Source organism: Pseudideonella sakaiensis (genome assembly GCF_048320135.1).
Taxonomy (GTDB): Bacteria; Pseudomonadota; Gammaproteobacteria; order Burkholderiales; family Burkholderiaceae_C; genus Ideonella_A; species Ideonella_A sakaiensis_A.
Genome location: NZ_CP182947.1, coordinates 1,048,319 through 1,062,913 on the forward strand (window position 1 = coordinate 1,048,319; position 14,595 = coordinate 1,062,913).

Annotated in this window: 15 protein-coding genes; 3 read left to right on the forward strand and 12 right to left on the reverse strand. The window is 64.8% G+C overall.

Annotation, left to right across the window (positions count from 1 at the left end):
• Nucleotides 1-29 precede the first annotated feature (29 nt).
• The 11 genes from ACNH6H_RS04605 to ACNH6H_RS04655 form a co-directional block, all read right to left on the reverse strand.
• The gene (locus ACNH6H_RS04605; RefSeq protein WP_418316027.1) at nucleotides 30-986 is read right to left on the reverse strand and encodes an MBL fold metallo-hydrolase; all 957 of its coding nucleotides are present in this window, start codon (nucleotides 984-986) and stop codon (nucleotides 30-32) included.
• Between the two features lie 60 nt (nucleotides 987-1,046).
• Nucleotides 1,047-1,460: a DsrE family protein gene (locus ACNH6H_RS04610; protein ID WP_418316029.1), complete on the reverse strand. Its 414-nt coding sequence runs from the start codon at nucleotides 1,458-1,460 to the stop codon at nucleotides 1,047-1,049.
• 52 nt (nucleotides 1,461-1,512) lie between these two features.
• Nucleotides 1,513-3,252 (reverse strand): thiosulfohydrolase SoxB, encoded by a 1,740-nt coding sequence (soxB, locus tag ACNH6H_RS04615; RefSeq protein ID WP_418316031.1) that lies wholly within the window; start codon nucleotides 3,250-3,252, stop codon nucleotides 1,513-1,515.
• Between the two features lie 69 nt (nucleotides 3,253-3,321).
• Entirely contained in the window at nucleotides 3,322-3,975 is a 654-nt protein-coding gene (soxX, locus tag ACNH6H_RS04620; RefSeq protein WP_418316032.1) for a sulfur oxidation c-type cytochrome SoxX, read from the reverse strand.
• An 11-nt stretch (nucleotides 3,976-3,986) separates the two neighbouring features.
• Nucleotides 3,987-4,787 carry a sulfur oxidation c-type cytochrome SoxA gene (gene soxA / locus ACNH6H_RS04625; RefSeq protein ID WP_418316034.1) on the reverse strand — a complete coding sequence of 267 codons (801 nt, stop codon included), beginning with the start codon at nucleotides 4,785-4,787 and terminating at the stop codon, nucleotides 3,987-3,989.
• 61 nt (nucleotides 4,788-4,848) lie between these two features.
• A complete protein-coding gene (soxZ, locus tag ACNH6H_RS04630; protein WP_418316036.1) occupies nucleotides 4,849-5,160 on the reverse strand; it encodes a thiosulfate oxidation carrier complex protein SoxZ in 312 nt (103 codons plus the stop codon).
• A gap of 55 nt (nucleotides 5,161-5,215) precedes the next feature.
• Nucleotides 5,216-5,683 carry a thiosulfate oxidation carrier protein SoxY gene (gene soxY / locus ACNH6H_RS04635; protein ID WP_418316038.1) on the reverse strand — a complete coding sequence of 156 codons (468 nt, stop codon included), beginning with the start codon at nucleotides 5,681-5,683 and terminating at the stop codon, nucleotides 5,216-5,218.
• Between the two features lie 111 nt (nucleotides 5,684-5,794).
• Nucleotides 5,795-6,913, reverse strand: coding sequence for a c-type cytochrome (locus ACNH6H_RS04640; RefSeq protein ID WP_418316039.1), 1,119 nt, complete (start codon nucleotides 6,911-6,913; stop codon nucleotides 5,795-5,797).
• Nucleotides 6,897-8,189, reverse strand: a complete 1,293-nt coding sequence (soxC, locus tag ACNH6H_RS04645) for a sulfite dehydrogenase (protein WP_418321224.1) — start codon at nucleotides 8,187-8,189, stop codon at nucleotides 6,897-6,899. Before soxC ends, ACNH6H_RS04640 begins: the two co-directional genes overlap by 17 nt.
• Before the next feature lie 114 nt (nucleotides 8,190-8,303).
• Nucleotides 8,304-8,615: an ArsR/SmtB family transcription factor gene (locus ACNH6H_RS04650; RefSeq protein ID WP_418316040.1), complete on the reverse strand. Its 312-nt coding sequence runs from the start codon at nucleotides 8,613-8,615 to the stop codon at nucleotides 8,304-8,306.
• A 126-nt stretch (nucleotides 8,616-8,741) separates the two neighbouring features.
• The gene (locus tag ACNH6H_RS04655) at nucleotides 8,742-10,505 is read right to left on the reverse strand and encodes a SulP family inorganic anion transporter (RefSeq protein WP_418316042.1); all 1,764 of its coding nucleotides are present in this window, start codon (nucleotides 10,503-10,505) and stop codon (nucleotides 8,742-8,744) included.
• 250 nt (nucleotides 10,506-10,755) lie between these two features.
• On the opposite strand from ACNH6H_RS04655, the gene gmk reads away from it, so the two are divergent.
• From gmk to ACNH6H_RS04670, 3 genes are all read left to right on the forward strand, one after another.
• Nucleotides 10,756-11,376, forward strand: coding sequence for a guanylate kinase (gene gmk, locus ACNH6H_RS04660; protein ID WP_418321226.1), 621 nt, complete (start codon nucleotides 10,756-10,758; stop codon nucleotides 11,374-11,376).
• A 30-nt stretch (nucleotides 11,377-11,406) separates the two neighbouring features.
• Complete coding sequence (gene rpoZ, locus ACNH6H_RS04665; protein WP_418316044.1) at nucleotides 11,407-11,610, forward strand: DNA-directed RNA polymerase subunit omega; 204 nt, start codon at nucleotides 11,407-11,409, stop codon at nucleotides 11,608-11,610.
• A 131-nt stretch (nucleotides 11,611-11,741) separates the two neighbouring features.
• Entirely contained in the window at nucleotides 11,742-14,030 is a 2,289-nt protein-coding gene (locus ACNH6H_RS04670; protein WP_418316046.1) for a RelA/SpoT family protein, read from the forward strand.
• Here the strand turns inward: ACNH6H_RS04670 and greB are convergent.
• Nucleotides 14,020-14,586, reverse strand: a complete 567-nt coding sequence (gene greB, locus ACNH6H_RS04675) for a transcription elongation factor GreB (protein ID WP_418316048.1) — start codon at nucleotides 14,584-14,586, stop codon at nucleotides 14,020-14,022. The genes ACNH6H_RS04670 and greB overlap by 11 nt on opposite strands.
• Nucleotides 14,587-14,595: the final 9 nt, after the last annotated feature.

A 14,595-nucleotide genomic window follows, 5' to 3' on the forward strand; every position in this document is an offset into this window, starting at 1 on the left:
TATACGCAAGCAACAATATTTGCTGCCGTTCAGCGCCTGCCCTGTTGCTCCATCAGCAGGTAGGTGTTGTAGGCATTCATCCGGTTGGCTGCCCGGAACAGCGGCAGATGTTCGAACCTTGTCCAGTCGGCCTTGTCGTAGGCTTCGTCGAAGGGTTCGAGTTCGGCCGCGGCGTCGCCCATCGTCTTGCGCAGGTGGACCAGGTAGTCGCGCGTCAGTTTCAGGTCCTCGAGCGGCATTGTCGATACCGGGCCATGGCCTGGGATCAGGATGCGCGGCTTCAGGTCGATCAGCCGATCGAGCGAACCGATCCAGCTCCGGCTGTCGGCCTGGCCGACAAACGGTATCCGGCTGCGAAAGACCAGGTCGCCGGCGTACATCGCGCCGGTGCCCTCGACCAATACGACCAGGTCTTCGGTCGTGTGCGCCGGTCCGACATGCAGGATGCGCAATGCCGTGTCACCGACCTTCAGCACCGTCTCCTGCTTGTCGAGCCATTGGTCGGCAGCCAGCAGTTCTGTCTTGGCATCGATGAACGGCGCCAGTTCATCGCGGCTCGCTTCCAGCCGCAGCCGCGCGGTCTGCGAGTTCAGATACGACTTGCCGCCGGCATGGGCGATGATGTTCGCGCCCGCGGCCTTGAAGACCTGCAGGCCGTAGATGTGGTCTGCGTGGTAATGGGTGACGATCACATGGCGGATCGGCAGCGGCGTCAGCCGCCGGATTTCCGCAATCATCTCGCGTGCCAGTGCCGGTGAACCGAGGGCGTCGACGACAACGACACCATCGCTGGTGATCACGAAACCGGCATTCGAGATGAAATTGCGGTTTGCCGGTGATCCGAGCGCGGTGACGCCTTCAACGAAATAGACGCGGTCGACGACCTCGACCGCCTTCACGGGTCGCGCATCAGCCGCGGCCGCAACCGGCGCCGCGAGCAGGCAGACCAGCGGCAGAAGCAGCCGGGACAGCAGGAAACGGATCATCTCGTCAGCACAGCGTCGACAGCCGGCGGCTCATGCGGCCGCCGGCGCAACAGCCGGTTCTTAAGGCTTGATGTACGAGTAGCCCTGGGTCTGCAGCTTGGTCAGGCGGACGACGCCCGACGGCGTGAACTGCGCCTCGGAGATGAAATTGCGCTTGTCGAGGTTGCGGTTCTTCAGCGTGATTTCGCAGACCTCGAACTTGACACCGCGCTGCGCAAGCTGCTGCACCGCGACGTCCCACGGATTGCCGTTCTTGTCCTTCTTGTCCATCATCAGAAAGTCGACGCCTTGCGCATGGGTGACGACGGTGATCTGCGCCGTCGGGTCGGTGTCCAGATGGTTCTTCACATTGCGCAGCCCGCCCAGCGCCTGCTCGGCGGTATCGTTGATGTGGTACACGACCTTGTCCTGCGCCCAGGCCGCGGTGGCAGCGGCAGAAATCAGCAAACCTGCGAACAGATGGCGAACTTTCATCGACGTCTCCTTGTTGAAATCATGCATTGTCCATCGTCCGGGGCGCGCCTGCTCAGGCCGCAGCGAGTCCCGGGTTGCCCTTCACGCCGACCAGCTTCGGCGTGTTGAGTTTCTGCGGACCGACCCGGCCATTGCGCGCCTTCAGCCACGGCTCGAGCACGTCCCAGACCGGTTTGACGCCAGGCGCATCACGCGCAGCCTCGGCAACCGGCGCCCAGCCGGCGACCTTGTAGGTCTTGCCGGCCTCGATCGGCTTGTCGCCGAGCCGCATGTCGCTGATCCGCTTGCCCATCTCGGCGGTCGGATTGCAGGTATAGGCGAGTCCGCCGACGCGGACCATGTCGCCGCCCTGCTGGTAATACGGGTCCGGGTTGAACAGGTTGTCGGCGACGTCCTCGAGCACCGTCTTGATCATGTCGCCGCTCATGTCGGTCAAGGTCGCGTACGGATAGGTGATCGCCAGCTGATCCATCAGCAGTTCGCGGGTGATCACGTCGCCCGGCAGCAGCGAAGTGCCCCAGCGGAAGCCCGGCGAGAACGAGATCTGCGCGCCCTGCGCCTCGATCAGGCCGTCGCAGATCAGCTGGTCCCAGGAACCGTTGAAATTGCCGCGGCGGTACAGCAGGCCGTCGGTGACGGCGAGCTTTTCGGCCAGCTTGGCTTCGTAGGGCGCGCGGATCTTCTTGATCATCGCCTCCATCGCCGGGTCGGCAACGAGCTGGTTCGAGAATACCGGCAGCAATCGGTAGCGAAAATCGGCCACCTTGCCGTTCTTGACGTCGAAATCCATCACGCCGAGAAACTTGCCGTTGCTGCCGGCATTGGTGACCAGCGTCTTGCCGCCGGCATTGGCAACCGGCACCGCAACCGGCACGCCGTCGTGTGTATGGCCGCCGAAGATCGCGTCGATGCCGGTGACCCGGCTGGCCATCTTCAGGTCGACGTCCATGCCGTTGTGCGACAGCACGACAACGACCTTCGCACCCTTCTTGCGGGCTTCGTCGACCATCGCCTGCATGTTCTCGTCCTGGATGCCGAAGCTCCAGTCGGCGACGAGATAACGCGGATTCGCGATCGGCGTATACGGGAAGGCCTGGCCGATGATCGCGCACGGAATGCCGTTGATTTCGCGGATCACATAGGGCTTGAAGACCGGGTCGCCGAAGTCGGCGGTCTTCACGTTCTGCGCGACGAAGTCGACCTTGCCGGCGAAATCCTTCTCAACGATCTCCTTCACCCGCTCCATGCCATAGGTGAATTCCCAGTGGCCGGTCATCACGTCGACGCCGAGCAGCTTGCACGCATCGACCATGTCCTGTGCATTGGTCCACAGCGAGGTGGCCGAACCCTGCCAGGTATCACCGCCGTCGAGCAGCAACGAGCCGGGGCGGCTGGCGCGGACCTGCTTGACCAGCGTCGACAGGTGCGAGAAGCCGCCGATCCTGCCGTAGCGGCGGGCCGCCTTCTCGAAATCGATGTAGGTGAAGGCATGCGCCTGCGCGGTACCCGGCCGGATGCCGGCGGTTTTCAGCAGCGACTCGCCGACCAGGTGCGGCAGCCGGCCCTTCATCTCGTCGATGCCGATGTTGACGCTCGGCTCGCGGAAATAGACCGGCTTCAACTGCGCATGGCAGTCGGTCATGTGCAAAAACGAGACGTTTCCAAACGCCGGCAGGTGATACAGCCCCGACTGGGCGGTGGCGGCGTCTGCCTCGGCATGTCGGGACAGGCTCATGCCAGCGGCCGAAGCCGCAGCAAGCACCTGCAGAAAGTCGCGTTTCGAAAGATTCATGGTTCAGCAATCAATGATATGTAGCCGGCGAAAAAGCCCGCGTGAGCGCGGGCTTCGACACCGGTGCCGTTACTGGTTGACCGGCGATTTCGGATCGAGCAGCAGCGCCATCAGATCCTGCAACTGCTTGTCGTTGAGCATGCCGGCATGGCCGAATCGAGGCATCTCGGAGCAAGCGTTGTAGGCCTTCGCGTTGTACAGCTTGCCCCAGGTGTATTCGACGATCGGCTTCGACGCCGGGCTCGACGGATCGCTGACGCCGCGCAGCTTGCCGTAGTTGTACAGGCTCGGCCCGATCGTGCCGAACGAGATCTCCGCCTTGCTGAGCTGGTGGCAGTTGTAGCAATTGCCGCCGTTCTGCGCGAAATCGACCGACTTGTCGCGCCAGGTCATGCCGCCGCCGTCCTGGGCCAGTTTCTCGCCGGCCTTCCAGTCGCCGATGAATTTGCCGTCGGCCGGCATCTTCACCGTCTTCATGTTGGCGGCTTCGATCGCCTTCGCCTGCGCCTCGGGCAAGGGCTTGCCCAATGCAGCAGAGCACAGGTCGTTGGCCATGTCCTGCTTCAGCCGCTCGACCTTTGCGATCCCCTGGTCACGAAACGACTTCTTCATGACCTCGTCGGCCATCGCATCGTAATTCGGCTTCGGTGCAACCGCCGCGCAACCTGCCAGCACCCCGGCGGCGCCCGCCACGATGATCCATCCCTTGGTTTTGAATTTCATGCCGCTCCTCCTCAGCGCTTGATCGCCGGTGCGATCGATTCGGCGCCCTTGGCGTTGACACCCATGTAGACGCTCAATGCGATCGTCACGTCGGATCCAAACTCAGGGTACGGGAAGCGCTGCTGGCGGAAGCAGTCGTTCAGTCGATGCTGCATCGTCCACAACTGGCCGTTGCTGACGCGATAGGCCGGCCATGCGGCAAAACCGATGCCGTCGCCCGGATTCTTCGTCAGGTCGGGCAGATCCTGCAGCCGGATCCGCTTGCCGCTCTCGCCGTGACAGCTCGCGCACGAGAAGTCATAGGGACCGGCGCGGTAGAAGAATGCCCGCTTGCCGACCTCGTACATCGCAACCTCCTTCGGGTGCGACTGCGGCAGCGCAAAACGCAGCCCGCGCGAAACGCCAGCGATCCATGCCGCCAGCGCCTCGACGTTGGCCATCTCACCGCGACCGAAATTGGTCTTCGCGATTTCGGCCGCATTGAAACCCTGAATCCGCTCCATGCAGGTAAGCAGGCGCGATTCGAGGTCCTGAACCTGATTGGTATCGGCGAAATAGCGCGGCAACTCGACGAATGCACCCTTCACGACACCTGGGCCCTTGCCGAGATCGCAGGTTTCGAGCGAGGCGTTTTTCGGGCCCCGCTTCTTTTTCCAGAGGTCTTCGCCCTTGGCTTCGAACAACTCGGCAGGGTTGCCGTCCTCGAGCATCTTGCGGTATTCGGCAATGCCCTCTGCGGTCGATTTCTGCTGCGCTGATGCGACTGCCATCGAGGCCAGCAGCACGGCGGCGGTCAGTAGTGACTTCTTCATCGGTCTCCTCTCGTTATTGCCTCCAGGATTCGGCAGCCTGCGAGAGGCTGCCGAGGACTCATCACGAGACGGTCGCCTCGTCGGTGCGGGTGTCGCCCTTGTTGTCGACCCAGGTGATTGCCACCTTGTCGCCGGCTTTTGCACCCTTCACATTGAACTGCAGGAACGGGTTCTTCGAGACGGCCGGGCCCCATTGGGCGGTCATCACGGTATTGCCGTTCAGTTTTGCGGTGACCGAGTGGATATACCAGGCCGGAATCGGCTTGCCGGCACTGTCCTTGCGTTGGCCGGTTTCCATCTCGTGGGCCATCAGGACCCGCACCTTGGCGCTGCCGCCGCTTGCCTGTGCACGAATGCGCATCGGATCTGCCATCTTTATCTCCTTCTATCCTTGAGGACTGCTGTACGCGGTGAATGTGTGATCAGGATCAGCCGCCGCAGCCGCCGAGCGTGACCTTGACTTCCTTCTGCGCAAACAGCGTCTTGCCGTCGGCCATCATTGCAACAGCGTAGACGTTCGACGACTGACCCATCTTGACCCGGGTCGACACATCGGCCTCGACTGCATCGGTGAGCTCGAAGACCGCGGCAAGCAGCGCCGGGTTCTTCTCGACCAGGATCAGCAGTTTCTTCACGCCAGCCAGCGAGGTGGCGGCACCGACCGGCACGACCGCGCCGTTTTCGGCGATGTCGGGCGCGGTGACGGTGACGTCCTTGCTTTCGGCCGGCGCGCTGCCGCCCAATGCCTTCATCAGGTCGGCCATCGACTTGGCCTCGAATGCGGCGGTGTTGTAGGTGGACGACTGCGCCTGGGCGAGCGTCGGGAACATTCCGGCCGCTGCGAGCATTGCAGCGACTTTGGCGGAATGGGACAGCATGTCTCGACGTGTGTGCATAAGAGACTCCTTTATATATATATCCTAATGAAACGAGATAGGGACATGATGAGGTTCAACCCTAGTGTGCGAGTCCAGCGCACACACCGTCGCCTTTTACCCAGCGCAGGTTCACTTCTTGGCCCCGGCGGCGATCCACTGTGCGATCGCCTTCGCATCGGCATCACCGAGCGATTGCGGCGGCATCGGGATCGGTCCGTAAACCCCGGACCCTCCGGCCTTGATCTTGCCGGTCAGATAGGCCACCGCATCGGCGCGGCCGCCCTGCTTGCCGGCGATGTCGCGGAACGACGGGCCGATGATCTTGTTGTCGAGGCCATGGCACGCATTGCAGCTGTACTTGGCCGTCAATGCGATGGCCGCCGCCGCCTCGCCGCCTGCGGCAGGCTTGGTCGCGGCCGCCGCGGGCGCCTGTGCCGCCGCGGCGACGCGCTGCGCACCACCAGCAGCCAGTGTCGCCGGCGCCGGCTTCTCGGTGTTGGCACCGCGCTGCGGACCAACGATGCGGTTCTGCTCGGCGAGGTTGCCGTGCGCATTGCGCGCGAAGTCGGGCAGGTCGGAGGCGATCGTCGGCGCCGGGCCGCAGTCCTTCATGCAGGCGACTGCCTGCACGTCGGGCTTGCGGTTGCCGAATGAGGCACCCGGCCACATCGCATGTTCGGTCGTCATGCCGTTGCGGTTCGGCAGACGTTGCTGCACCTCTGCCATGTTGGCGTCGGACAGCTTGAAATCATCGGGCACGATGCCGGCCATGTTCAGCATGTAGGCGACGACCGCATAGACCTCTTCGGTGCTCAGCGATTTCGGCTGCGTCCAGGGCATCGCGCGATTGACGTAGTCCCACAGCGTCGACAGCGTGGGCACCTTCATCATCGTCGTGCGGCCCGGGAAACTCGGATCGTTCAGACGCGCGGCACGGCCGGTCTTGATGTCCTCCTTCGTCGTGCCGCCGATCAGCGGGCTGAAGAACTCGTTGCTCTCGCCGAAGATGCCATGGCACGAAGAGCATTTCGATTCCCAGACCTCCATGCCTTTCGAGACCGTGCCCGATCCCTTCGGCAGGCCCTTGAAATCGGGACGCACGTCGATGTCCCAGGCAGCGATTTCCTTCGGCGTCGCGGGACGGCCGATGCCGGGAAAGGCGTTCGACTGGGCTTGCACGAGGCTCGCCACCATCAGCGCGGTGGCTGCCGCCGCCAGGCGCCATGAGACCTTACGACAACTGGACATTCTTCACCTCTCCGTTCTCCTGCACCAACCAGGTCTGGATCGAATTGTTGTGATAGATCGAGCGGGTGCCGCGGACCGCGCGCAACTGCTTGGTGCTCGGCTGCACATAGCCGGTCTCGTCGACCGCGCGGCTCTGCACCAGCGTCGGCTTGCCGTCCCAGACCCAATCGATGTTGAAACGGGTCAGGCACTTCGACAGCACCGGCGACTCGAGCCGCGCCGTGCGCCAGTTGCGACCGCCGTCGACAGAGACGTCGACCCGCGTGACCTTGCCGCGCCCCGACCAGGCCAGGCCGCTGATGTTGTAGAAACCCTTGTCGAGCAGCACCTGGCCACCCGACGGCGTCGTGATCACGCTCTTGCATTCCTGGATGCTGGTGTACTGGCGATGCAGGCCGCCGGGCATCAGGTCGACATAGTGGATCGCTTCGTCCTTGGTGCCGTAGGGCTTGTCGCCGACCTCGATGCGGCGCAGGTATTTGACCCAACTCACGCCCTGCACGCCGGGAACGACCAGACGCAGCGGATAACCGTTTTCCGGACGCAGCATCTCGCCGTTCTGGCCGAACGCGACGAACACCTCGCCGTTCTCGATCAGCTCCATCGGCACCGTGCGCGTCATCGACGAGCCGTCGGCGCCTTCGGCGAGCACATAGCGGCCGCGCTTGTAGTCGACGCCGCACATGTCGAGCAGCGTGCGCAGCGGCACGCCGGTGAACTCGCTGCAACTGAGCATGCCGTGGCTGTACTGGCAGGTCGGCACCGCGACATTGCCCCACTCCATGCCGGTATTGGCGCCGCACTCGATGAAGTGGAAGCGCGACACCGTCGGCAGCCGCATCAGTTCGTCCATCGTGAAGACGCGCGGCGTCTTCACCAGCTTGTCGTCCGAGCCGTTGATCATCAGCCGGTGTTTCGACGGATCGATGTCCCACCAGCCCTGGTGATGCCGCTCGAAATGCAGGCCGCTCGGCGTCACGATGCCGAACAACGATTGCAGCGGCGCAAACGATACCGATGCCTGCGTCGTCTGCGTCAGCCCCGGGCTCTGCCGGCGCTGCACGTTCGATTCATATTGCGACGGTTTGCCATAGCCATCGGTGACGACCGGCTGGCCGAGACCGGTGCTGTGCGGCGGCAGTTCGAGGATGTTCGGGTCCCCTCCCGACGCCGGCACCGGATTGCCGGTGGCCATCGCGAGCGGCGCCGCGGCCGCTGCACCCGCGGCGGCGAACGCGCCGCGGATGAAGTCGCGACGGCCGCTGCGGGCCTCCATCTGCACCCGCTGCACGCCGGCGGCGTCGAGGAAATTCTCGGGCGCCTTGCGCAGGCGCCCGGCTGGCTTGTTCTCGCTGTCCACGTTGACTCCTTCAATACTCTTCTGGCCGCATCACTGCCCGGCGACGGCATCCTCGACGCGTTGCTGGCAGACCGCATCACACAACGAAATCACCGGCTCGCTGACGATGCGATAAAAGACCATCGCGCCAGCGCGCCGCCGCCCGACGATGCCGGCGCGGTGCAGCACACGCAGGTGCTGTGAGACGTTCGGCTGGCTGGCCCCGAGGTAATCGACGATCTCGCCGACACTTTTTTCGCCATCGCGCAGCTGACACAGGATGCGCAGCCGGGCCGGTGCCGCCAGCAGGCCGAACAACTCGGCGGCAAGCTCGAACACCCGATCGGCCGATCCGTCGCTCATGCCGTGCGCATCACCATATCCATGATGCCGAATATTAGTGATGAACGATGTGAATGACCCCCGTGAAAACCCTAGGGTTACATGACCGTTACATCTGAACGCCGGCAGCAACGCACGGGCGCTGCTTCAGATCACGAAATCCTCGGTCTGCGCCGCCAGGCTGCGCAGCGCGGTATCTGCATCGTGCTGGGTGCGGAAGACGTGGCCACTCAGCCAGCTGCGCAGATCGGCGGCCAGCAGCTTGTCCTCGACCGGGCCCTTCAGCTCGGACATGTGCAGGCTGACGCCCTGCACTTTCAGGTCGCGGCACAGCTGCATCAGGGCTTCCAGGCCGCTCAGGTCGATGTCGTTGACGCCGCTCATCATCAGCACCACATGTTCGAGCCCGGGCCGCTCGACCGGTGCGGCGATCAGGGTGTCGGCAAGCCAGCGCGAATTGGTGAACAGCAGGCTCTGGTCGATCCGGATCGCCAGCACATTCGGCAGCGTGTCGACCTTGTGGCGCTTGACGTTGCGAAAGACCTCGGTGCCACGCAGCCTTCCGACCTCAGCCCAGTGCGGCCGGGCTGTGCGCTGCAGCAGCAGCGCCACCGCACCGATCACGCCGAGCGACAGGGCCGCCTCGACACCGACCAGCACCGTCAGCGCCGCAACCGCCAGCATCAACCCGAATTCGGCGCGCGAATAACGCCACGCCTGCGTGAACGGGTGCAGATCGACCAGCGACAGCACCGCAATGATGATGGTTGCGGCAAGCACCGCCTTCGGCAGAAAACGCAGTGCATCGCCGAGCAGAAAGACCGCGATCGCGAGGAACAGCACGGTCCAGACGCCGGCCATCCGGGTGCGTGCGCCGGCGTCGAAATTGACGATGCTGCGGGCAAAGCCGCCAGTCACCGGCATGCCGCCGGAAATCCCGGCGGCGGCATTCGCCGCGGCCAGGCCGACCAGTTCGCGCCGCGGCGCGATCCGCTCGCCGCGGCGCGCCGCGAGCGCCTCTGCAACGGCCAGGCTTTCGACATAGCCGACCAGGCCGAGCAGCAGCGCCGGCCCCGCCATCGCCTGCCAGACCGCAGGCGGCGCCTGCCAGAACGGCGTGAAGTGCAGGCCCTGGAGCAGATCGATGGTCCCGGCCAGCGCCACGCCCGTGTTCGCGGCAGGCGCCAGCGCAATCCAGCCGATCGCCAGCACGACCACCAGCATCGGCGCAATCCGCGTCGCGAGTTGGGCGGCTCGTGCCGAGAAGCCGATCCTGCGGATGATCGGCCCGCCTCGGCTGCGGATCAGCCACAACAGCGCCAGCGCAGTGAGGCCGATTGCCGCGGTCGGCGCATGCGGCAGCAACTCGGGCGCAGCCGCGGCTGCCGCGAGCAGTTCACTGAGCGTCTGCCCCTTCAGCGCAATGCCGAGCAGCTGCGGCAACTGGCCGATCGCGATCACGACCGCCGCGCCGGTGATGAAGCCGTGCAGCACCGGCGCGCTGAGCAGCGCAGCAAATACATCGAGCCGGAGCGCCGCGGCGACGATGAAGACGACGGCGATCTCGATCGCCAGCACCATCGCCGCCAGATGCGGCTCAACGCCAAGCGTCTGCGCGGCCGGCAGCACCGCCTGTGCCGTCATCATCGACAACACCGCGACCGGGCCGACGGCCAGCGTCGAGCTCGAGCCGAAGGCCGCATAGGCAAGGATCGGCAGCAGGCTGGCCATCACGCCGACAACCGGCGGCAGACCGGCGAGCAGCGCATAGGCCAGGCTTTGCGGCACCAGCAGCACCGTGACGATCAGCGCGGCGATCACATCGTCGCCGACGGCCCCGCGCCGATCGGACGGCCGGCCGGCGGGCAGTGCCGACGCGGCCGGTTTCAGCGGCGCCGGATCAGCCGCCATGCGGCACTGGCACCGGGCGACACACCGCGCCGGCCGCCGGGTGGTCGGGATCGGCGCGGGTCGGCAGTCGAGACTTGGTCATCAAGGCAGCGGGCGGCAACACTTTACAAATTTTGCAAGCATCATATAAGCCTGTCCTTATGAAATCAACACACGCTGCGGCGGCGCAGCCACGGCAGCGGCGATACTCTCGACTTTTGCGAATAGCGGGGCATGGCCGCGCATGCGTTCTGGAAAGAGGCTGAACAAGATGGAGTATCCGGGCAATCTGTTCGTGATCGCGGCGCCGAGCGGCGCCGGCAAGTCAACGCTGGTGAAGGCCTTGCTGGAACTCGACGCCCACCTGATGGTGTCGATCTCGCACACCACGCGGCAGCCGCGCGGGCAGGAGCGCGACGGCCGTGAATACCACTTCATCGACGAGGCCAGCTTCCGCGCGATGATCGCCTCCGGCGATTTTCTCGAATGGGCCGAGGTGCACGGCAACCTGTACGGCACCTCGCGGCAGGCGATCGAGGAGCGTGTTTCGAGCGGGCGCGATGTGGTGCTGGAGATCGACTGGCAGGGCGCGCTGCAGATCAAGCAGCTGTTTCCGAATGCGGTGCTGATCTTCATCCTGCCACCGAGTTGGGAGGAGCTTGCCCAGCGGCTGTTGCGCCGCGGCGAGGACGAACCGGAGATCATCAGCCAGCGGCTGGCCAATGCACGCATCGAGGTATCGAAGGCACGGAATTTCGACTTCGTTATAATCAACGGTTTGTTCGAGACAGCTTTGTTCGACCTGAAAACGGTTGTTCATTCGCAGCGCCTCAAGTACGTCTCGCAGCAGCGCAGCAAATCGGCTGTTTTTGCTGCGCTCGAACTGATCTGATCGACCCCCTGCCTTCGAAGGACGCACCCCATGGCCCGCATCACGGTAGAAGACTGCCTGACCAAGATTCCGAATCGCTTCCAGCTGGTGCTGGCGGCGACCTACCGCGCCCGCATGCTGAGCCAGGGCCACACGCCGAAAATCGAGACCCGCAACAAGCCCGGCGTGACCGCGCTGCGCGAGATCGCCGCCGGCGAAGTTGGTCTCGAAATGCTGCGCAAGGTGCCAATCTGAGGCACGACACGTCAAGCGGACGGCCCCACGGGGCCGTTTTTTGTTGGTGGCGGTCAATCTTTCGCCGCATGCCGGCGGGATATCCGTCACTGTTCCGGCGGCCGCCAGATAATCCGCGATAAATTTGCGCGATGGTTGCCAGAATCTCCACGGCGTTTCGTGATGTCCGCGCACTTGCTGCAGCGGCCGCACGCAGCCTTGCCGGTGCCGGCCGCAGCGCTGAGCGCACCGCCGAGGTCACTTCCTTTGCCGCACTGGCCGACCGCCTGAGCTATCTCAGCGCCGCCGATCTGCGCCGCGTCCGCGACGCCTATCGCTTCGCCGACGAGGCCCACCTGGGCCAGTTCCGCGTCAGCGGCGAGCCCTACATCACCCATCCGATCGCGGTCGCCGGCCTGTGCGCCGACTGGCGGCTCGATGCGCAGGCGATCATGGCCGCGTTGATGCACGACTCGATGGAGGACTGCGGCATCACGAAGGCGCAGCTGATCGAGCGCTTTGGCGCGCCGACCGCCGATCTTGTCGACGGGCTGACCAAACTCGACAAGCTGCAGTTCTCGACCCGCGAGGAAGGCCAGGCCGAGAGTTTCCGCAAGATGCTGCTGGCGATGGCACGCGACGTCAGGGTGATCCTGATCAAGCTTTCGGACCGCCTGCACAACATGCGCACGATGGATGCGATGGCCGCCGACAAGCGGGCCCGCATAGCCCGCGAGACGCTCGACATCTATGCGCCGATCGCGCACCGGCTCGGTCTGAACCAGATCTACCGCGAACTGCAGGAGCTGTCGTTCCAATTGCTGCGGCCGTGGCGGCATGCCGCGCTCGCGAAGGCCGTCGACAAGGCGCGCGGCCACCGCCGCGACGTCGTCGAGCGGATCCAGCGCGAAGTCGAGCAGACGTTCGCGAAGCACAAGCAGACGGTCGGGGTTTACGGGCGCGAGAAGACGCTGTTCTCGATCTACCGCAAGATGCGCGACAAGCACCTGTCGTTCGCGCAGGTCAGCGACATCTTCGGCTTTCGCATCGTCGTCGAGAACCTGTCCGACTGCTATCTGGCGCTCGGCATCCTGCACCAGCTCTACAAGCCGATGCCGGGCCGCTTCAAGGATTACATCGCGATCCCGAAGGCCAACGGCTACCAGTCGCTGCACACGACGCTGGTCAGCCCGCTGGGCACCGCGATCGAATTCCAGATCCGCACCGAGCGCATGCATGCGGTCGCCGAAAGCGGCATCGCGGCGCACTGGATGTACAAGGGCAAGGGCGACGACAACCACGGCCAGGAGGCCCAGCGGCTCGGCGCGATGTGGCTGCAGTCGCTGATGGACATCCAGCACGATACCGACGACTCCGGTGAATTCCTCGAACACGTGCGGATCGACCTGTTCCCGGATGCGGTTTATGTCTTCACGCCGATGTCGAAGATCCTCGCGCTGCCGCGCGGCGCGACGCCGGTCGATTTCGCGTATGCGATCCACTCCGATGTCGGCGACCACTGCGTCGCCTGCCGGATCAACGGCGAGCCGGTGGCGCTGCGCACCGAACTGCACAGCGGCGACGTCGTCGAGATCATCAGCACGCCGAATGCGAAGCCGAACCCGGCCTGGCTCAATTTTGTCCGCACCGGCCGGGCCCGCTCGCGGATCCGCCACTACCTGAAGACGATGGAGCAGGAAGAGTCGCAGGAGCTCGGCGTCAAGATGCTCGCGCAGGCGCTGCGCGCCGAGGGGTTGACTTTGCCGGGCGACGATGCGGCCGATGCACAGGCGATCTGGCAGCAGCTGATCCGCTGGAGCGGCAACCGCAGCCGCGACGAGCTGATGACCGACATCGGGCTGGGCCGCAAGATCGCATCGATCGTCGCGAAGCGGCTGGCCGCATTGCTGACCGAACGTGGCGACAAGCCGGATGCGGTGACGCTGACGCTGGGCCGCTTCGCGACCGATGACAGCCTGCCGACGCAGGCGCTGGTCGTGATCGACGGCACCGAAGGCGCGACCGTTCAGCTCGGCAGCTGCTGCCGGCCGATTCCGGGCGATGCGGTGGTCGGCCACCTCGGCCGCGGCGAGGGGCTGGTCGTCCACACCACCGACTGCGCGGTTGGCAAGCGGCTGCTCGAACGCGATGCCGACAGCTTCATGCAGGTCGACTGGTCGGAGCAGCCGAGCCGCTCGTTCGAGACCGGCGTCAGCGTGCTGGTGCACAGCGGCAAGGGTGTGCTGGCGCAGGTCGCGCAGGCGGTCGCGGCGGCGGAAGCCGATATCACCCACATCGACATGGGCGAGGCCGATGCCTCCGAGCAGACCACCGAGCTGAAGCTGATCGTCGCGGTGCGCGACCGGCTGCACCTGGCCGACGTGATGCGCAAGCTGCGCCGCGCCCAGCCGGTGCAGAAGGTCGCGCGGATCAAGCCTTGAACGGCGCCGGATAACTGACGGCGATCACCTCGATCATCTCGACACCGGCCGGCGTGTGCAGCGGCACTTCGTCCCCTGCCCTCGCCTTCAGCAGCGCCCGCGCGATCGGCGAGATCCAGCTGACTTCGCCGGCCGTGCTGTCGGCCTCGTCGATGCCCTTGATCGTGATGGTGCGGCGTTCGCCGTCGCTGTTCTCGTAGTCGACCGTCGCGCCGAAGAAGATCTGGTCGTTGCCGTGGTGCAGCGACGGATCGACGACCTCGGCGATGTCGAGCCGCTTGGTCAGGAAACGAATCCGCCGATCGATCTCGCGCAGCCGCTTCTTGCCGTACAGATAGTCGCCGTTTTCGCTGCGGTCGCCATTCTTCGCGGCCCACGAAACGATCTCGACGATCTTCGGCCGCTCGTCGTCGAGCAACGACAGCAGTTCGCCACGCAGCCGCTCGTAGCCCTGCGGCGTCATGTAGTTCTTGCTGCCGGCCGGAACCGGCGGCGCGGCCACATCATCGTCGTCTTCGTCGACGGCGTCTGATTCGCGTGTGAATGCCTTGCTCATCTGGCTTCG

What these genes read in the sequence shown, in the direction of transcription:
- ACNH6H_RS04605 (WP_418316027.1), bottom strand. Translation starts at nt 986, where the DNA reads ATGATCCGTTTCCTGCTGTCCCGGCTGCTTCTGCCGCTGGTCTGCCTG.
- ACNH6H_RS04610 (WP_418316029.1), bottom strand. Translation starts at nt 1,460, where the DNA reads ATGAAAGTTCGCCATCTGTTCGCAGGTTTGCTGATTTCTGCCGCTGCC.
- soxB (WP_418316031.1), bottom strand. Translation starts at nt 3,252, where the DNA reads ATGAATCTTTCGAAACGCGACTTTCTGCAGGTGCTTGCTGCGGCTTCG.
- soxX (WP_418316032.1), bottom strand. Translation starts at nt 3,975, where the DNA reads ATGAAATTCAAAACCAAGGGATGGATCATCGTGGCGGGCGCCGCCGGG.
- soxA (WP_418316034.1), bottom strand. Translation starts at nt 4,787, where the DNA reads ATGAAGAAGTCACTACTGACCGCCGCCGTGCTGCTGGCCTCGATGGCA.
- soxZ (WP_418316036.1), bottom strand. Translation starts at nt 5,160, where the DNA reads ATGGCAGATCCGATGCGCATTCGTGCACAGGCAAGCGGCGGCAGCGCC.
- soxY (WP_418316038.1), bottom strand. Translation starts at nt 5,683, where the DNA reads ATGCACACACGTCGAGACATGCTGTCCCATTCCGCCAAAGTCGCTGCA.
- ACNH6H_RS04640 (WP_418316039.1), bottom strand. Translation starts at nt 6,913, where the DNA reads ATGTCCAGTTGTCGTAAGGTCTCATGGCGCCTGGCGGCGGCAGCCACC.
- soxC (WP_418321224.1), bottom strand. Translation starts at nt 8,189, where the DNA reads ATGGAGGCCCGCAGCGGCCGTCGCGACTTCATCCGCGGCGCGTTCGCC.
- ACNH6H_RS04650 (WP_418316040.1), bottom strand. Translation starts at nt 8,615, where the DNA reads ATGAGCGACGGATCGGCCGATCGGGTGTTCGAGCTTGCCGCCGAGTTG.
- ACNH6H_RS04655 (WP_418316042.1), bottom strand. Translation starts at nt 10,505, where the DNA reads ATGGCGGCTGATCCGGCGCCGCTGAAACCGGCCGCGTCGGCACTGCCC.
- gmk (WP_418321226.1), top strand. Translation starts at nt 10,756, where the DNA reads ATGGAGTATCCGGGCAATCTGTTCGTGATCGCGGCGCCGAGCGGCGCC.
- rpoZ (WP_418316044.1), top strand. Translation starts at nt 11,407, where the DNA reads ATGGCCCGCATCACGGTAGAAGACTGCCTGACCAAGATTCCGAATCGC.
- ACNH6H_RS04670 (WP_418316046.1), top strand. Translation starts at nt 11,742, where the DNA reads ATGGTTGCCAGAATCTCCACGGCGTTTCGTGATGTCCGCGCACTTGCT.
- greB (WP_418316048.1), bottom strand. Translation starts at nt 14,586, where the DNA reads ATGAGCAAGGCATTCACACGCGAATCAGACGCCGTCGACGAAGACGAC.